General features: G+C 35.8%; 15 protein-coding genes and 1 tRNA gene. 12 read left to right on the forward strand and 4 right to left on the reverse strand.

Annotated elements, in window-relative coordinates; genetic code table 11:
* Window positions 1-171 precede the first annotated feature (171 nt).
* Both AC1Q8L_RS11100 and AC1Q8L_RS11105 read left to right on the forward strand, forming a co-directional pair.
* Window positions 172-1,482 (forward strand): DEAD/DEAH box helicase, encoded by a 1,311-nt coding sequence (locus tag AC1Q8L_RS11100; protein ID WP_000194023.1) that lies wholly within the window; start codon window positions 172-174, stop codon window positions 1,480-1,482.
* A gap of 168 nt (window positions 1,483-1,650) precedes the next feature.
* Complete coding sequence (locus AC1Q8L_RS11105; RefSeq protein ID WP_000912471.1) at window positions 1,651-2,547, forward strand: deoxyribonuclease IV; 897 nt, start codon at window positions 1,651-1,653, stop codon at window positions 2,545-2,547.
* Window positions 2,548-2,565: 18 nt separating this feature from the next.
* On the opposite strand, the gene AC1Q8L_RS11110 is transcribed toward AC1Q8L_RS11105, so the two are convergent.
* Complete coding sequence (locus tag AC1Q8L_RS11110; RefSeq protein WP_001048958.1) at window positions 2,566-2,820, reverse strand: DUF2624 domain-containing protein; 255 nt, start codon at window positions 2,818-2,820, stop codon at window positions 2,566-2,568.
* A gap of 149 nt (window positions 2,821-2,969) precedes the next feature.
* On the opposite strand from AC1Q8L_RS11110, the gene AC1Q8L_RS11115 reads away from it, so the two are divergent.
* From AC1Q8L_RS11115 to AC1Q8L_RS11130, 4 genes are all read left to right on the forward strand, one after another.
* Window positions 2,970-3,848: a YitT family protein gene (locus tag AC1Q8L_RS11115; protein ID WP_000435960.1), complete on the forward strand. Its 879-nt coding sequence runs from the start codon at window positions 2,970-2,972 to the stop codon at window positions 3,846-3,848.
* Between the two features lie 179 nt (window positions 3,849-4,027).
* A complete protein-coding gene (locus tag AC1Q8L_RS11120) occupies window positions 4,028-4,798 on the forward strand; it encodes a metal ABC transporter ATP-binding protein (RefSeq protein ID WP_001059662.1) in 771 nt (256 codons plus the stop codon).
* Window positions 4,798-5,631, forward strand: a complete 834-nt coding sequence (locus tag AC1Q8L_RS11125) for a metal ABC transporter permease (RefSeq protein WP_000613817.1) — start codon at window positions 4,798-4,800, stop codon at window positions 5,629-5,631. The genes AC1Q8L_RS11120 and AC1Q8L_RS11125 overlap by 1 nt, the downstream gene beginning before the upstream one ends.
* A gap of 13 nt (window positions 5,632-5,644) precedes the next feature.
* Window positions 5,645-6,058: a Fur family transcriptional regulator gene (locus tag AC1Q8L_RS11130; protein WP_001054516.1), complete on the forward strand. Its 414-nt coding sequence runs from the start codon at window positions 5,645-5,647 to the stop codon at window positions 6,056-6,058.
* Window positions 6,059-6,137: 79 nt separating this feature from the next.
* On the opposite strand, the gene ispG is transcribed toward AC1Q8L_RS11130, so the two are convergent.
* The 3 genes from ispG to yqgB form a co-directional block, all read right to left on the reverse strand.
* Window positions 6,138-7,247, reverse strand: a complete 1,110-nt coding sequence (ispG, locus tag AC1Q8L_RS11135) for a flavodoxin-dependent (E)-4-hydroxy-3-methylbut-2-enyl-diphosphate synthase (RefSeq protein WP_170955788.1) — start codon at window positions 7,245-7,247, stop codon at window positions 6,138-6,140.
* 164 nt (window positions 7,248-7,411) lie between these two features.
* Window positions 7,412-7,777 carry a protein YqfZ gene (gene yqfZ / locus AC1Q8L_RS11140; protein WP_000825415.1) on the reverse strand — a complete coding sequence of 122 codons (366 nt, stop codon included), beginning with the start codon at window positions 7,775-7,777 and terminating at the stop codon, window positions 7,412-7,414.
* A gap of 65 nt (window positions 7,778-7,842) precedes the next feature.
* Entirely contained in the window at window positions 7,843-8,601 is a 759-nt protein-coding gene (gene yqgB / locus AC1Q8L_RS11145; RefSeq protein WP_000021893.1) for a protein YqgB, read from the reverse strand.
* A gap of 242 nt (window positions 8,602-8,843) precedes the next feature.
* Here yqgB and AC1Q8L_RS11150 point away from each other — a divergent pair.
* The 6 genes from AC1Q8L_RS11150 (at window position 8,844) to pstC (ending at window position 15,609) form a co-directional block, all read left to right on the forward strand.
* Window positions 8,844-8,917: transfer RNA gene (locus AC1Q8L_RS11150), tRNA-Ile, on the forward strand.
* A gap of 221 nt (window positions 8,918-9,138) precedes the next feature.
* Window positions 9,139-9,750: a superoxide dismutase [Mn] gene (gene sodA, locus AC1Q8L_RS11155; protein WP_001052036.1), complete on the forward strand. Its 612-nt coding sequence runs from the start codon at window positions 9,139-9,141 to the stop codon at window positions 9,748-9,750.
* Between the two features lie 117 nt (window positions 9,751-9,867).
* The gene (locus AC1Q8L_RS11160) at window positions 9,868-11,145 is read left to right on the forward strand and encodes an MFS transporter (RefSeq protein ID WP_000871362.1); all 1,278 of its coding nucleotides are present in this window, start codon (window positions 9,868-9,870) and stop codon (window positions 11,143-11,145) included.
* Window positions 11,146-11,254: 109 nt separating this feature from the next.
* On the forward strand, window positions 11,255-13,381 hold the full coding sequence (locus tag AC1Q8L_RS11165) for a peptidoglycan D,D-transpeptidase FtsI family protein (RefSeq protein ID WP_000038978.1): 2,127 nt from the start codon (window positions 11,255-11,257) through the stop codon (window positions 13,379-13,381).
* A 341-nt stretch (window positions 13,382-13,722) separates the two neighbouring features.
* Complete coding sequence (locus AC1Q8L_RS11170; protein WP_206702091.1) at window positions 13,723-14,631, forward strand: PstS family phosphate ABC transporter substrate-binding protein; 909 nt, start codon at window positions 13,723-13,725, stop codon at window positions 14,629-14,631.
* A 27-nt stretch (window positions 14,632-14,658) separates the two neighbouring features.
* Entirely contained in the window at window positions 14,659-15,609 is a 951-nt protein-coding gene (pstC, locus tag AC1Q8L_RS11175) for a phosphate ABC transporter permease subunit PstC (protein WP_000940904.1), read from the forward strand.
* Window position 15,610: the final 1 nt, after the last annotated feature.

A 15,610-nucleotide genomic window follows, 5' to 3' on the forward strand; every position in this document is an offset into this window, starting at 1 on the left:
CCTCCTTTCTTCAGTTAGGTATATACACATACAATATGCAATAAGGGGGAAGAAGGTTAGTTTTTGAAGGGAAAACCTAAACTAAAGATGGATTTTACTTGTAGATTTCGATATAATGTAGACTTGACTGATTTGTGCGCGCAGTAGAAATTTAGAAAGAAGGTGTAACTTATGACACAACAAACTTTTACACAGTATGATTTTAAACCATTTTTAATAGATGCAGTTCGTGAACTACGCTTTACAGAGCCGACAGGAATTCAGCAGAAAATTTTCCCGGTCGTGAAAAAAGGTGTAAGTGTAATTGGACAATCCCAAACAGGTTCTGGGAAAACACATGCATACTTACTTCCTACATTGAACAGAATTAATGCAAGCCGTGAAGAAGTACAACTTGTTATTACAGCACCTACTCGTGAGTTAGCACAACAAATTTACGAAGAGATTGTGAAATTAACAAAATTCTGTGCGGAAGATCAAATGATTACAGCGCGTTGTTTAATTGGTGGAACTGATAAACAACGTTCAATTGAAAAGTTGAAAAAACAACCTCATATCGTAGTCGGGACACCAGGACGTATTAAAGACTTAGTAGAAGAACAAGCATTATTTGTTCATAAAGCAAATACGATTATTGTCGATGAAGCTGACTTAATGCTTGATATGGGATTCATTCACGATGTAGATAAAATTGCAGCACGCATGCCTAAAAACTTGCAAATGCTAGTTTTCTCTGCAACAATTCCTCAAAAACTAAAACCGTTTCTGAAGAAATATATGGAGAATCCAGAGCATATTCATATCAATCCAAAACAAGTTGCAGCTGGAAACATTGAACACTATTTAGTGCCTTCTAAACATCGTAATAAAATTGATTTAGTGAATAAAATGCTACTTCAATTTAAACCGTATTTAGCAGTTGTTTTCACGAATACGAAAAAAATGGCAGATCAAGTTGCTGATGGATTAATGGAACGCGGCTTAAAAGTTGGACGAATTCACGGGGATTTATCACCACGTGATCGTAAAAAAATGATGAAACAAATTCGTGACCTTGAATTCCAATATATTGTTGCGACTGATTTAGCAGCACGTGGTATTGATATTGAAGGAATTAGCCATGTTATTAACTATGAGCTACCATCAGATTTAGATTTCTTCGTTCACCGCGTTGGAAGAACAGCACGTGCGGGGCATTCTGGTATTGCAGTGACGATTTATGATCCAGCAAACGAAGAAGCATTAGATAGCTTAGAAAAACAACGTCATATCGAGTTTAAACATGTAGATTTACGCGGAGATGAGTGGGCGGATTTAGGTGAGCGTCGTCGTCGTAAGAGCCGTAAAAAACCAAATGACGAACTTGATGTTATGGCAACGAAAGTTATTAAAAAACCGAAAAAAGTAAAACCAAACTATAAACGTAAACTTGCAACAGAACGTGACAAAGTGAAGAGAAAATATAGCAATAAAAAAAGATAAGGGGTTTCCCTTATCTTTTTTTAATCCCGCTAATTTAAATGAAGAGTATAGTCTGTTTAAATACTCATATAAATTTGTGTAGTGCGTCTTTTGTGAACAAACAATTCACTACATATTTCTACAAATTATGCTATCATTATATCTATTGTATATTGAAGAGGTGATTGTATGTTAAAGATTGGATCTCATGTTTCCATGAGTGGTAAGAACATGTTATTAGCAGCAAGTGAAGAGGCTGTTTCATACGGTGCAACAACGTTTATGATTTATACAGGTGCACCGCAAAATACACGAAGAAAACCAATTGAAGAATTGAACATAGAAGCAGGAAGAAAACATATGGAGCTGAATGGTATTGAGGAAATTATCGTCCATGCGCCGTATATTATTAATGTTGGGAATACGACGAAGCCAGAAACATTCCAATTAGGTGTAGACTTCCTTCGTATGGAAATTGAAAGAACATCGGCATTAGGTGTAGCGAAACAAATTGTTCTTCACCCAGGAGCGCACGTTGGGGCTGGAGCAGATGCTGGTATTCAACAAATTATTAAAGGGCTTAATGAAGTACTAACGCCAGAACAGACGGTTAACATTGCGTTAGAGACGATGGCAGGAAAAGGAACAGAATGTGGTCGTAGCTTTGAAGAAATTGCAAAAATCATTGATGGCGTAAAATATAATGAAAAGCTATCTGTATGCTTTGATACGTGTCATACGCACGATGCAGGATATGATATTGTAAATGACTTTGACGGTGTATTAAACGAATTTGATAAGATCGTTGGTATAGATCGTTTACAAGTACTTCATATTAATGATAGTAAAAATGTACGCGGAGCAGGAAAAGACCGTCATGAAAACATCGGATTTGGTCACATTGGGTATAAAGCGTTGCATCACATTGTACATCATCCACAGTTAATGCATGTACCAAAAATTCTTGAAACACCGTATGTAGGGGAAGATAAAAAAGATAAGAAGCCACCATACAAATTGGAAATCGAAATGCTGAAAAACGGTACTTTTGATGAAGGGCTTCTTGAAAAAATTAAAGCGCAATAAGGAGGGGATTTCCCCTCCTTATTTTAGTAATTGCTGAAATAAGGTATTTACTTGTTGGGCAGTGGCAGGGGAAGTTACTTTTGCGATCTGTTTTAAGAGCTCTAGTCGCTCGTTGTTATCGTAAATATTAATATTTTTACCTTTCATAAGTAAAACGATTTGGTCAGCTTGTGCAGTCGTAATAGAAACTTCATATTCTTTGCTATATTTTAATAACTCTTTTGTAGAAATATGATTTAATTTTTTATTAACAATTTGTTTAATGAGGTTCATCTTGTTATCCTCCTTCACGCGTTCTTCTATCGAAATATATGAGCATATAGCTTGTACATATTCGTATAGAGTTTCTTTTTTCATGAGGAAAAGAAGCGTATGTTATAATATAAGGACAAAACTACAGAAAAAGAGTAAAGGGAGGACCTATGGAGCAAAAGCAACATCGAAAAGAAAGTGTTATTCATCTCATTTATCGTTTAGTTATGATTATTTTTGGGGCAGCATGCGCAGCGGTAGCGATTGAACTATTTTTAATGCCAAATAAAATTATTGATGGTGGAATTATTGGTATTTCTCTTATATTAGATTATCTTACTCCTAATATTTGGTGGTTAAGTTTTTCTACTTTAGTCGTTGTTCTCAATATCCCATTTATGTATTCGGGTTATAAGCAAATTGGAAAAACATTTATGTTATCTTCGGCATTTGGTATTGTAGCGTTAGCATTCATTGAGTCAACGTTACATGCGGTGCCACCGTTTACAACAGAGCCTATTTTAGCGACTGTGTTTGGTGGTCTTATTTTAGGTCTTGGTGTAGGACTTGTAATTCGTCATGGTGGATCGTTAGATGGAACTGAAATTATGGGGATTTTATTAACGAAGAAATTACCGTTCTCTGTTGGTGAATTCGTAATGTTTGTGAACTTATTTATTTTTGCATGGGCAGCATTTGTGTTTGGTGTGGAACAAGCGATGTATTCTGTTATGACGTACTATATTGCATTTAAAACGATCGATACAGTAATTCAAGGGCTAGATGAAACGAAAGCAGTTTTAATTGTATCTGATCAATATGAGGAAGTATCAAATGCGATTTTACATCGACTCGGCCGTGGAACTACAAAGCTTGTAGCAAAAGGTGGTTACACAGATAAAGAAAAAGAAGTTATTTATGCAGTTGTAACGCGTCTAGAAGTGACGAAGTTAAAGTCAATTGTGCATGAAATTGATGAAAATGCGTTTGTTACGATTATGAGCACGCAAGAGACAAATGGTGGTAAGTTTAAATCGGCTATTCACTAAACATATATAGGAATATTTTTCGAAAGCAGAGAATTTTTCTCTGCTTTTTGTTATAATAGTAAGGTTTCTTGAAAAAATAGATATATTTTAGGCAGATTGGTTTACAACTATAATAAGCTGTACTATAATTCAAATAGATATAAATCGGAATCATTCTGAATTAAAATAGGTGAGATGCTATGAATAATATATTAGAGATTGAAGGTTTAACATTCCGGTATGAAGATCGGAATGTGTTAGAAAATATTAATTTGCAAGTTCCGAAGGGAGCTTTTTTAGGTTTAGTGGGACCGAATGGTTCAGGTAAATCAACTTTACTTAAGTGTTTATTAGGCGTTTTAAAGCCAAAAGAAGGAAGCATTCGTGTGTTTGGCGTTGATAGTAAGAAGTTTAAGGAATGGAATAAAGTTGGTTATGTATCCCAAAAAGCAAATAGTTTCAATTCTGGTTTTCCAGCAACTGTTTCTGAAGTTGTGTCAATGGGACTTGTTTCGAAAAAAGGGCTTTTTCGCTTTTTCACAAAAGAGGATAAGAAAAAGGTAGAAAAAGCAATTGCTGATGTAGGGATGAGTGAGTTTCAAGGTCGTAATATTGGAGAGCTTTCTGGTGGACAGCAACAGCGTGTATTTATTGCTCGTGCGCTCGTTAGTGATCCTGAATTGCTTATTTTAGACGAGCCTACTGTTGGAATCGATGTAAAAAATGTGGAAAGTTTTTACGAAATATTAGAGGATTTAAACAAAAGGCTCGGGATCACATTAATTCTTGTTACTCATGATATGGGAGCTGTTACCGAAAAAGTAACACATGTTGCATGCCTAAACCAACATCTACATTTCCATGGAAATGTAGAGAAGTTCCGAGAGTTAGAAGATGCAGAAATGTCCGTCTTATATGGACATCATGTTCATCGTTTAGAACACGAACATGAGCATCACGGGAGGATATAATGATACAAGATTTTTTACAATATGACTTTTTACGTAATTCTTTATACGCAGGTATTTTAATTGGACTTGTTGCACCGCTAATAGGTGTGTTTGTTGTTATTCGTCGTTTATCTCTTATTGCGGATGCATTAAGTCACGTGACGTTATCAGGTATTGCAGCAAGTTTATTACTTGAAAAAACCATTTTTACAGGTGGATTTTTAAACCCCTTATATATGGGGATGGTTTTTTCAATTGGTGGAGCGCTATTAATCGAAAAGTTAAGAACTGTATATAAGCACTATCAAGAATTAGCAATTCCGATTATCCTTTCGGCAGGGATGGGAGTTGGAGTTATTTTCATTTCACTTGCAAATGGATTTAACACAGACTTATTTAGTTATTTATTTGGTAGTGTCAGTGCTGTAACAAGTACGGATTTAATTATTATTGGGATTGTAGCAATTGTTGTTGTTGCGACAATTATTTTATTATATAAAGAGCTGTTTCTACTATCATTTGATGAGGAATACGCAGTATCAACTGGTTTAAGAGCGAAATGGATTCACTTTATTTTCATTATATTAGTTGCTCTTGTCATTGCAGTATCAATGCGTGTAGTAGGGGTTCTTCTCGTATCATCATTAATGACGTTACCAGTTGCAGCAAGTATTCGTATTGCTAAAGGATTTAAACAAACAATTTTCTTTTCCATTTTATTTGGTGAAATTGCAGTAATTGGTGGAATGTTTGCTTCGTATCAACTTGATCTAGCACCAGGTGGTACAATTGTTATGATAGCAGTTCTTATTTTAATCGGTGCGATTTTATGGAAGAAGAAAAAAACTGCATAAAGTAGGGATAGGTATGAATCTAACAGAAGCTTTACGCCTAATGAAGGAAAAAGGATACAAACATACTGGAAAAAGAGAAGAGATGCTCAGATTATTTGCAGCACATAATCGTTATTTAACTGCGAAAGACGTTTTAGAGCATATGAAAGACGATTATCCAGGGCTTAGTTTTGATACGATTTATCGTAACTTAACAGTTTTTGCTGAGATTGGTGTTTTAGAACAAACGGAATTAAATGGTGAAAAACATTTTCGTTTCACTTGTTCTATTATGGAACATCATCATCATTTTATTTGTTTGGATTGTGGGGGGACGAAAGAGATTACTTCCTGCCCAATGGATTTTATGAATAAAGATTTTACTGGTTATGAAGTAACGGGTCATAAGTTTGAAATATATGGTCGTTGTCCAAAATGTGCAAAGTAAAAGCTCGTCGGTTATATAACTGACGAGCTTTTTTACGTAGAAAAGAAGGTTGCTCACAAATATTGTGGCAACCTTCTTTTTATTGTTCTTGTGTCTCTTTTTCTTTTTCTTTTTCTCGTTCAGCAGCCATTTCAGCAGCGATTACGTCGATTTCTTTTTTCAGTTCTTCTACCATTGTTTCTTCTGGTACTTTACGAACGACTTGCCCTTTACGGAATAATAATCCCTCTCCACGTGCACCAGCAATACCGATATCAGCTTCACGAGCTTCACCAGGACCATTTACAGCGCAACCAAGTACTGCAACTTTAATTGGTACTTGAAGTGTAGAGATGTATTCTTCCACTTCGTTAGCGATGCTAATTAAATCGATTTCAATACGACCACAAGTTGGACAAGAGATAAGTGTCGCTGCGTTAGAAGCAAGACCGAATGATTTTAATAATTCACGAGCAACTTTTACTTCTTCAACTGGATCAGCACTTAATGAAATACGTAGTGTATTTCCGATGCCTTTACTTAAGATTGCTCCAAGACCAGCGGCACTTTTTACAGTTCCAGCAAACAATGTTCCAGATTCTGTAATACCTAAATGTAATGGGTAATCAAAAGCGCGAGCAGCTTTCTCGTATGCTTCGATTGCTAAGTTAACATCAGAGGCTTTCATAGATACGATAATATCGTGGAAATCTAAGTCCTCTAAAATTTTAATATGATGTAGCGCGCTCTCAACCATACCATCTGCAGTTGGGTACCCGTATTTTTCTAAAATGTGACGCTCTAATGAACCAGCGTTTACACCAATACGGATTGGAATACCGCGCTCTTTTGCTGCATTTACAACAGCTTCTACTTTATGGCGACGACCAATATTACCTGGATTGATACGTACTTTATCGATGCCACCTTCAATTGCTTTTAAAGCAAGGCGATAATCAAAATGAATATCAGCAACAAGTGGAATGTTGATTTGTTTTTTTATATCAGCAATAGCATCTGCTGCGCGTTCATCTGGAACGGCAACACGGACGACTTGACAGCCAGCTTCTTCTAAACGCTTGATTTCAGCAACTGTTGCTTCAACATCATGTGTTTTTGTTGTTGTCATACTTTGTATAATTAATTCATTATTACCGCCGATTGTTAAATTACCGACTTTAACTGGACGTGTTTTTGTACGATGAGTCATTTCATTCACGAATAGATCGCTCTCCTTATAAAAGAAGTTTCTTATTTAGTCCCTCATATCAATAATAGTATACGTGATATAGGGCTATAGAAACCGAAGTGCTCGGTTTCACTTTTACTATTGTATCAGCGCCTTTATGTAATTGACAAGGATTAAGTGATGGCTTATTGATATAACGGGAATTTATAAGACTTTCCAATTTGTATTTTTGTAGCAGATGTACTTTTGTTTAATTGTTTAAAGTCGTCAATGACTTTTTCTATGGAAGGAATTTTTTTCTTGTTAATTTGTTCTGTAATAGAAAGAACTGTCTCGCCAGTTTTTACTTCAATTGTTTTATAAGATGTATCCGTTTCTTTTTCTGTTTTATTCTCTTTATTTTGTTGGCTGTCTGTGTTTTCTTTTTTAATCGTTTGGGCAGCAGTTGTTTTTTTATATGAACTTAACATCGGTAAAGTACCGATTTTTATATCGTAATAAAATATATAACCGAGAACAAGCACGAATAGGAATATACCTAACCTCTTCATATTCTTCACTCCTTTGCTAGGAATATATGCTTGTCCAAAAAAAAAATGCCTATTTAGGCATTTTTTTATTTTTCTTTCGGTTGGGGTACCTCTTTAATCGTTAAGTATAGAACGATTAAAACAACAGCGATATAAATGAATGTTGCCCCAGGTACGACGATTTTGAATAAATCCATAATCATGAAGAAAATGGTTGGGATTGTGTAGCTGTATGCAGTTAGTGTCCAAACTTGTTTATAGGATAGTTTACGTTGACCGCTCATAGCAGAACCGATGAACGCAAGTAAAGTCACGCCTACAAAAGTGATGAATAATTGGAATAGGTACACTAAGAATCCAATAACAAATAATAAAATTGGATAAATATTATCGAATAAAGAAATAAATTCTTGTAGATCTTTTTTCTCAATAGATGCACCTAACAAATCGTTATAAGAATACGTTTGTGTTTGACCATTTCCCATAGAGACTACTTTATCTTTTAAAACAAATAAACCTGTTTTATTTTGATATTTTTCTAGGTCTGTTGAATTTGGATCAAATACGAAAAGTGCATTTCCTTCTTCTTTTTCAATAGGCTGATCAATATCGGCTTTTAGTTCGCCATTTTCAATTTTAAAATCAGGTAAATCTTTATCGATGACTTGATTTACCATGCCTACACCATCTTGGATAAAACTACCGTACAAAAAAGTTCTTGGAATAGTAGTAATTAAGCAAAGTAGCATAATATACAAAATGGTTTTACCGATTTTTTGAAAACGGAATAGCGCCATATCTTTAGGCGAGTATATGCTTTTTACGAATTGGGTAAATATGGACATAGATTCACTTCCTTTATGTATGTATAAAATCATTGTAACGTAGGAATCTAGAGAATCTCAAGATATATTATATTTACATATAGTGGAGATAACTAAATTTCTTTTTATTAACTTTCTTCTTTTAAATAAGAAAAATACAATTGACACTTTTCTTTTCTATATGGTAAATTTATCTTACATTTCTTAAAGGGCATATCCGATAGGAATTCCTTTATTTGATATGTTGTTACATACATAATTGTGGACCCTTAGCTCAGCTGGTTAGAGCAGACGGCTCATAACCGTCCGGTCGTAGGTTCGAGTCCTACAGGGTCCATATCCATTTCGCATGTTTATTATGTTAGCAGGAAGCTTCCTTGTAGAAGGAAGCTTTTTTTACGGAATATATGAGCATTTTAATTGAAAAGAAGTGGGAATTTTGCTACTTTAATGATAGCAAGACAATGTGATTTATTTGTTTGCACCCTATGGCAATTAGGGTAGAATGAAGTTGTATGTCACTTAAGTGGCAATACATAAACTGGGAGGAATATAACAATGGCAAAACACGAATTACCAAATTTACCTTATGCGTATGATGCTTTAGAGCCTCACTTTGACAAAGAAACAATGAACATCCATCATACAAAACATCACAACACGTACATTACAAACTTAAACGCTGCTTTAGAAGGTCATGCAGAATTAGCTGACAAAAGCGTAGAAGAATTAGTTACAAACTTAAACGAAGTACCAGAAGCAATCCGTACAGCAGTACGTAACAATGGTGGCGGACATGCTAACCATACATTCTTCTGGACAATCCTATCTCCAAACGGCGGAGGACAACCTGTAGGTGAACTTGCAACTGCAATTGAAGCAAAATTCGGTAGCTTCGATGCATTCAAAGAAGAATTCGCAAAAGCTGGCGCAACTCGCTTCGGTTCTGGTTGGGCTTGGTTAGTAGTAAACAATGGTGAGCTAGAAGTAACAAGCACTCCAAACCAAGATTCTCCTTTAACTGAAGGTAAAACGCCAGTTATCGGTTTAGATGTTTGGGAGCATGCTTACTACTTAAACTACCAAAACCGTCGTCCAGACTACATCGGTGCATTCTGGAACGTTGTAGATTGGAACGCTGCTGAAAAACGTTACCAAGAAGCAAAATAATTGTAATAAATATAGAAAAAAGCTAGGGGAGAACCCCTAGCTTTTTTCTATGCTTTCCTTTTACATAATTGAGCTTGTCTTTGGAAGACTAGAACATGAAGTAAAGGAGAGTTGTGTATGAAGTGGAAACATATAATTGGTGACGTTGAAGTGAATCGGGATTTAGTGTTATTGCTCCTTATAGGAGGTTTATACACGCTCGCAATTTCTTTATCGAATACGTTTGTAAATATTTATTTATGGAAACAAACACAAAATTATGTGAATCTTGGCTTGTATAATTTGGCCAGCGTTATATTACAGCCTCTCACATTTCTTGTAGGGGGAAAATTAGCGAAACGTATCGATCGCTCGATTTTATTACGAATAGGAGTAGGAACGCTCGCAATTTTTTTTATTGTTGTCTTAGTAGCGGGGAAAAGTGCTTCTCAGTATATTTTATTAATGGGGGCTCTTTTAGGAGTAGGATACGGTTTTTACTGGTTGGCTTTTAACTTATTGACATTTGAAATTACAGAACCAGAAACAAGAGATTTCTTTAATGGGTTTCTTGGACTTCTTACATCCTTCTCTGGGATGATCGGACCAATAGCAGCAGGATACACAATTTCACGTATGGAGAAATGGAGTGGTTATACTGTTATATTCTTTCTTTCATTAGTTCTATTTGCAATTGCTGTCGTCTTAAGCTTCTTTTTATCTAAAAGAGAATGTGAAGGGCGTTATGAAATCGTGCAAGTATTGAAAGAACGACGGATTGATAAAAATTGGGGAAAGATTACACGAGCTCATTTTTTCCAAGGATTGAGAGAAGGAACGTTTATTTTTGTCATTTCAGTATATGTTTATTTAGCAACTAATAGTGAGTTTGCATTAGGGAAATACAGTTTAGTGAACTCTGCTGTATCCTTTGTATGTTATTACTTAGTTGCTCGTATGTTAAAGAAGGAGTGGCGAAAAAAAGCAATTTTACTTGGAGGCATTATTTTATATGCTGTCGTCTTTTTAGTTATTTTCAATGTTACATACACGAAATTACTTATTTATGCGGCATGTATTGCAATTGCATATCCTATTTTACTTGTTCCGTACGGATCAATGACATATGACGTAATTGGTAGAGCGAAAAATGCGAGAGAATGGCGTGTGGAATATGTCGTTGTTCGGGAGCTGTGGCTAAACGCCGGAAGAATCTGTTCCATTTTAAGTTTTTTATGTGCTGTACTATTCTTTCCACCTGAAAAAAGTTTACCTTACTTATTATGTATTTTAGGTGCTGGACATTTTCTTATTTATTTTGCAGTTAAAAATGTCAAATATGATGAGGGAAATGCGAGTAAAGCAAGTGTTGTAACGCAAGGGAACGCGCAAAACCAAACTGAACCAGAAGGTTAACTTCTCGTTTGTTTTATGCTAGAATAGAAAAAGATGTAAGACAGCAGTGAGGACACCTGTATGAAGGTGTCCCTTTCACATTACATAGCTGTTGGTAGAGGGGGTTTGTATGAGCAAGAAACAGAAGCAAAATAAGAAAAAGACCCACGTTCCTTTTCGGTTAAACGTGCTGTTTTTCTGCGTGTTTTTAATGTTCTCCGCGGTTATTGTAAGGCTCGGATATGTACAAATTGTTCGTGGTGAAGAATATAAGAATGAAGTGGAGAAGAAAGAAAACTCAACGATAAGTAATCCTGTACCGCGTGGGAAAATATTTGACCGTTATGGGCGAGCTGTAGTAGATAATGTAGCCATTCGTACTATTACATTTACAAAAATGAAAGGATCAACTGCAGAAGATCGCTTAGAAACAGCGAAAAAGCTAGCAGATTTGATTGAAGTACCGACAGATAAATTAACGGATCGCGATAAAAAGGATTATTGGCTTGCTATGCATAAAGAGGAAGCTAAAGAAAAAATTACGAATAAAGATCGTCAAGAGTTTAAAGATAAAAAAATTGATGATAAAGAATTAGACGAGCGCCAGCGAAGTCGTGTAACAGAAGAAGAGGTTAATCAATTATCCGCAAAAGATCTAGAAATACTAGCGATTAAGAGTAAGATGGATGGCGGATATGCAATGACACCTCAAGTTATTAAAAAGGATGCTACAGAAAAGGAATATTCGATTATTAGTGAAAACTTAGCAGTATTACCAGGTGTAGATACGAATGTTGATTGGGATCGAAAATATACGTACGATGATTTATTCCGAAGTGTACTTGGTGGGGTGTCGACATCTGATGAAGGCTTACCTAGAGAAAGACTAGATTACTATCTTGTTCGTGATTATAATCGAAATGACCGAGTAGGAAAAAGTTATCTTGAGCAACAGTATGAAGATAGCCTACACGGTACGAAAGCAGAAGTTAGAAATGTTACAGATAAAAACGGTAATATTTTAGAAACGATTAATGTATCAAAAGGACAAAGTGGTAATGACCTGAACTTAACAATTGATATGGAATTACAAAAGCGCGTGGAAGATATTCTTGCGAAGAATTTAATGAGGTTTAAAGGAAGCGAACCTCTTTTAGATCGCGCATTCGTTGTAATGATGAACCCAAAAAATGGCGAAGTTTTATCTATGGCGGGGAAACAATTAGTTAACGAAGATGGTCAAACGAAAGTAAATGACTTTGCATTAGGTACCATGACAAGTTCTTATCCGATGGGATCAACTGTAAAAGGTGCAACAGTACTTACTGGATATCAAACTGGTGCGATTCAACCAGGATCGGTGCAATTGGATGAACCAATTAAATTAAAAGGTACACCTACGAAGTCGTCTTGGAAAACGATGGGATACATTAATGATCTTACAGCTTTAAAAATGTCTTCTAACGTTTATATGTTTAAAACAGCGATGAATATCGCCGGTGTTCAGTATGTGAGAGGTGGTACGTTAGATATACCTCAAAAAGCATTTGATACGATGCGTTATTATTTCGGACAGTTTGGACTTGGTGTAAAAACAGGAATTGATTTACCGAATGAATCTGCTGGTCAGATGGGTAGAAGTAGTCAACCAGGTTTCTTACTAGATTTATCAATTGGACAGTATGATACGTATACACCGCTTCAATTAGCGCAATATATTTCGACGATTGCCAATGGCGGATATCGTATGCAACCACAAGTTGTAAAAGAAATTCGTCAACCGGCAGTGAAACCGGATGAAGTTGGGAAAGTTGTTCAATCTATGGAACCGAAAGTATTAAATCGTGTTGATATGCCAGAATCGCAAATTAAACGTGTTCAAGAAGGATTTAGACAAGTGTATAATGATTCAGGTGGTACAGCTACAAAATACTTTACAGGTGCAAAATATAAAGCGGCAGGGAAGACAGGTACCGCGCAAACTGTGTATGGCGGAGATAAAGAGATTGGTAGAAAGGCAAACGGTGAACGTGTGGAAACATATAACTTAACATTAGTAGGTTATGCGCCACTTGAAGATCCAGAAGTAGCATTCTCTGTTGTCGTTCCGTGGGTACATGATGATAAGACTGGTATTAATGGATATATTGGTCGTGAAATTATGGACGCTTACTTTGATTTGAAAAACAAAGAAGTAAATGGTGAAGCTCCAAAAGATGATAAAGACAATAAAAATAAAGAGCAAGATGATGAATAAAAAAGTTGTAAAAAAGCACACTATCTGAAAAGATAGTGTGCTTTTTTTTATGGTTTATGCATATCGTGTAATAAATGTGGACAAGTATACAACATTGAAAAAAACGCGGCCGTATAAATGATACTTGTATATGGTGGGATAGGGGATAAATATTTTATAGGGGAATCATCAGAGGAAATGAATAGCTACTACTGAATTAAAATTGTACCGTATGTTGATTTATGTGGAACTTTACAAAACTTTTACAAACAATTAAAACCGAATTAATAGTTTAGCAGTATTCTTATATCTGTAATCCTGTTATTTCCGGTTACTTCTAGGAGGAAGAACACGTGAAATGGATGCGTACACCGATTATAATTTTCGTACTATCGATATGGTTCCTCTGTTTTGAAATGTCTACTGCATTTGCTTTAAATGATATGGGAGAAGTGAGAGTTGATGGATCCTCAACGGTTTTTCCTATTATAGAAGCAGTAGCGGAGGAATATACAAAGGTGCATCCAGACGTGAAAATTTCCATCAGTGTTTCTGGAACTGGAGGAGGATTTAATCGTTTCAGTAAAGGAGAAGTAGATATAAATAATGCTTCGAGAGTAATGAAACAAGTCGAGAAAAATGAGATGAAGAAAAACTCTATTCAGTTCACACCTTTTGAGGTCGCTAACGATGGTCTTACAATTGTTGTGAATCGGCACAATACATGGGTAGACGATATGTCAGTAGACGAGTTACGTTTACTGTGGAGTGAAGATGGAAGAGAGAAGCGATGGTCACAAATTCATTCAACATGGCCACGTGAACAAGTGAAGTTTTATGCACCAGGCGTAGACTCTGGTACTTATGATTATTTTCAAAATGTCATCTTACAAAATCATCGCATTGTAAAAAAAGTCTCTTTGTCTGAAGATGATCAAGTTATTATGCAAGGGGTAATGAATGATAAACATGCCATTGCTTTTGTAGGATATGCTTATTATATGGCTAATCGAGATAAGGTGAAAGCAATAAAAGTGAATGGTGTATTTCCGACGAAAGAGACCATTCAGTCAGGGAAGTATAAGCCGTTATCTAGGCCGCTACTTACTTATGTGAATAATGCATCTATCCGAAATAAAATGAATGTAGCAAACTATGTTGAGTTTATGATTCAGCATGTTGGTAACCTCGCTGAAGAGGTCGGGTATGTAAAATTAAGAAAAGAAAAATACAATGAACAGCTGCGTATGTTAACAGAAATAAAAAGGTAATGTCAGGGTGGAAAGGGGTTTTCATCTTTGGCTCATAATGACAAAAGTCAAATTACATTTTCTGTACAACATTTGATTGAAAGAAATACAAAACAAAGAAAAAAAACACAGCGAATCAATCGAATAATGCCTTTGTTACTAAAAATAATTGCTAGCGTTTCTATTGTTACGACACTTGGAATTGTTTTTACGCTCTCTAATGAAACAATCATGTTTTTTCAAAAAATATCATTGTACTCCTTTTTGACGGAGAAAGAATGGTTACCGTTTTTTGAAAATCCTAAATTCGGTATATTACCACTTATATGTGGAACGTTCCTTGTAACAGCAATCGCTATGTTTGTAGCAATTCCTATCGGTTTAGCGTGTGCCGTATTTTTAAGCGAATATGCTTCAAATAGTGCACGGAAAATATTAAAGCCGATGTTAGAGCTATTAGCAGGTATCCCGACAATTGTATATGGTTTTTTTGCATTAACAATTGTTACGCCGCTTTTACAAAGGATTATACCAGATTTACAGTTTTTTAATGCGATTAGCCCAGGAATCGTTATCGGATTTATGATGATGCCTACAGTTGCATCTCTATCTGAAGACGCGATGAGAGCTGTGGCGAAAGGGACGAAAGAAGCTTCATTAGCACTCGGAGCGACGCGGTTTGAAATGGTAAAACAAGTGGTGTTTCCGTCCGCTTTTACAGGGATTATGGCAGCAATTATATTAGCGGCTTCGCGTGCAATTGGTGAAACGATGATTGTTGTAATTGCGGCAGGATCCACACCAAATGTATCGCTTGATCCGACACATTCTATTCAAACGTTAACAGCCTATATTGTGCAAGTAAGTTTAGGTGATGCTCCGCATGGAACGATTACGTATTACAGCATGTATGCTGTAGGTGCAACATTATTTTTGTTTACTTTTATTATGAACATCATTTCGCAGTCAATTATGCGCCGTTTTAGGAGGATGACATAAT

This window comes from Bacillus sp. GW823-FHT06A11, assembly GCF_058795355.1.

Excerpts from the sequence above, each read along its gene's own strand:
- AC1Q8L_RS11110 (WP_001048958.1), bottom strand. The coding sequence starts at position 2,820 with ATGAACCTCATTAAACAAATTGTTAATAAAAAATTAAATCATATTTCT.
- AC1Q8L_RS11165 (WP_000038978.1), top strand. The coding sequence starts at position 11,255 with ATGAGCAAGAAACAGAAGCAAAATAAGAAAAAGACCCACGTTCCTTTT.
- AC1Q8L_RS11125 (WP_000613817.1), top strand. The coding sequence starts at position 4,798 with ATGATACAAGATTTTTTACAATATGACTTTTTACGTAATTCTTTATAC.
- sodA (WP_001052036.1), top strand. The coding sequence starts at position 9,139 with ATGGCAAAACACGAATTACCAAATTTACCTTATGCGTATGATGCTTTA.
- AC1Q8L_RS11100 (WP_000194023.1), top strand. The coding sequence starts at position 172 with ATGACACAACAAACTTTTACACAGTATGATTTTAAACCATTTTTAATA.
- AC1Q8L_RS11120 (WP_001059662.1), top strand. The coding sequence starts at position 4,028 with ATGAATAATATATTAGAGATTGAAGGTTTAACATTCCGGTATGAAGAT.
- yqfZ (WP_000825415.1), bottom strand. The coding sequence starts at position 7,777 with ATGAAGAGGTTAGGTATATTCCTATTCGTGCTTGTTCTCGGTTATATA.
- AC1Q8L_RS11115 (WP_000435960.1), top strand. The coding sequence starts at position 2,970 with ATGGAGCAAAAGCAACATCGAAAAGAAAGTGTTATTCATCTCATTTAT.
- AC1Q8L_RS11105 (WP_000912471.1), top strand. The coding sequence starts at position 1,651 with ATGTTAAAGATTGGATCTCATGTTTCCATGAGTGGTAAGAACATGTTA.
- yqgB (WP_000021893.1), bottom strand. The coding sequence starts at position 8,601 with ATGTCCATATTTACCCAATTCGTAAAAAGCATATACTCGCCTAAAGAT.
- AC1Q8L_RS11170 (WP_206702091.1), top strand. The coding sequence starts at position 13,723 with ATGCGTACACCGATTATAATTTTCGTACTATCGATATGGTTCCTCTGT.
- AC1Q8L_RS11160 (WP_000871362.1), top strand. The coding sequence starts at position 9,868 with ATGAAGTGGAAACATATAATTGGTGACGTTGAAGTGAATCGGGATTTA.
- AC1Q8L_RS11130 (WP_001054516.1), top strand. The coding sequence starts at position 5,645 with ATGAATCTAACAGAAGCTTTACGCCTAATGAAGGAAAAAGGATACAAA.
- ispG (WP_170955788.1), bottom strand. The coding sequence starts at position 7,247 with ATGACTCATCGTACAAAAACACGTCCAGTTAAAGTCGGTAATTTAACA.